2 protein-coding genes are annotated in these 1,599 nt (G+C 38.1%); both read right to left on the minus strand.

Annotated features, from left to right (window positions below; all coding sequences use genetic code 11):
- Positions 1-349: 349 nt before the first annotated feature.
- Positions 350-1,225, minus strand: coding sequence for an IS3 family transposase (locus tag ACOI1D_RS21590; protein ID WP_422504253.1), 876 nt, complete (start codon positions 1,223-1,225; stop codon positions 350-352).
- A complete protein-coding gene (locus ACOI1D_RS21595; RefSeq protein WP_422504252.1) occupies positions 1,222-1,515 on the minus strand; it encodes a transposase in 294 nt (97 codons plus the stop codon). Before ACOI1D_RS21595 ends, ACOI1D_RS21590 begins: the two co-directional genes overlap by 4 nt.
- Between the last annotated feature and the right edge of the window lie 84 nt (positions 1,516-1,599).

The following is a 1,599-nucleotide window of genomic DNA, read 5'->3' on the forward strand; positions in this document are numbered from 1 at the left end:
GGTTCTATGTCAAGAATTCGGACAGGTTAAATATAGAAATTTCTTAGTTTAGCGGTTTGCCTGGATCACCACCCTTGACCTTGTTTGTGCCCATGGTATTGTTCTTATGTCGAATGGAATAAAAACAGCTTTAAGAGCTCCATCCGCACAGCTAGCGTACCATGGACAATCACTTCCTAAGTTCCGCTGGCGGGGCCCCGACCCCTTCCAGCGATCACTAAGGAGTGGCACGGCGGTCAAGGGCAAGCAGCTTCGCTGTGGTTACGTGTCACTAGGCAAAGCAGTGACTCTTTTCCTTGGCAATGGTGACAAAAATAACGGATCCAGATTAATTTAATGCTATAATAGATTAACTTGCGAAGTTTTGTTCGAAATCAAATGGTGATGTCATTCCGCAATGTCCATGAATTCTAACGGTGTTATAAAATGCTTCTAAATATTCAAATATAAGTTCATGACCGTGTTTTAAATTTTTAATAACAAAGCGATTTAACCACTCACGTTTTATTAATGCATGGAAAGATTCAATGCATGCATTATCCCAAGGATTTCCTTTTTTTGAATAACTGCGTATATACTGGCCTGCTGGTGTTGCTTCAATATAGCTTTTCGATACAAACTGGCATCCACGATCACTGTGAATAATAATTGGATGACTTAGCTCGCGATTTGCCTTTGCTTTCTCAATGGCCTTAATGACATGTTCTGTGGCTAAACTATCCGACACATGCCAGCCAATGATTTTTCTTGAAAAAAGATCCATAACACTGGTTAGATAAATAAAGCCTTCCAAGGTGTGCACATAAGTTATATCGGTAACCCAAACAGTATCGGGTGCCGTGGGATTAAAGTCTCTATCCAGAATATTTTTTAGCTTTATATCAAAATCAGGATCAATGGTTGTCCTAATATATGGACGTACCCAAATAGCTTTAATACCTTCCTCACGCATGTAGTTACCAACAGTCTTTTCGGATATTATATGGCCTCTGGATTGCAGGATTGACGTTATTTTAGGAGCACCATAAATCTGGTAAGATTCATTATATATTTTTGCGATTTCAATTTTAATTGCTTTCTTTCTTTTTTCTTGTTCAGAAGATACGCGGTTTTTCCAACTATAATACCCTGATGAAGAAACGCCTAATATTTTTAACACACTGTTAACAGAAACCTTGCGTTTCTCGGTTACTTGATTGGTTGTTGTATAAATAGACTCTGTTATTTGCTCAGTATGCCCATAGCCTTTTTTAAGATTTCTAACGCATCCTGTGAATCACGTAATTCTTTCTTCAAACGTGCAATTTCTTTATCCGCATCAGAATTATAATTACCAGATCCTCTGTGTTGAACAACACCATTGTTATTTTTAGCTACCGTCACCCATTTCCCTAATGTAGATTCACCAATCTTCAAATCAGTCGCAGCCTTCCCTAGGCTCTTACCTGATGAATAATAGTAATTGACAGCGTCTTGTTTGAACTCCGCATCGAATTGCTTCCTACTTCTGGTCATATGATAACTCCTCCTAGTTTAATTATATTACACTAAACTAGAAAATCTCTCTATTTGGGCTCTCCATTTATTATTCTAGCATCA

This window comes from Virgibacillus sp. DJP39, assembly GCF_049310925.1.
Taxonomy (GTDB): domain Bacteria; phylum Bacillota; class Bacilli; order Bacillales; family Amphibacillaceae; genus Virgibacillus_F.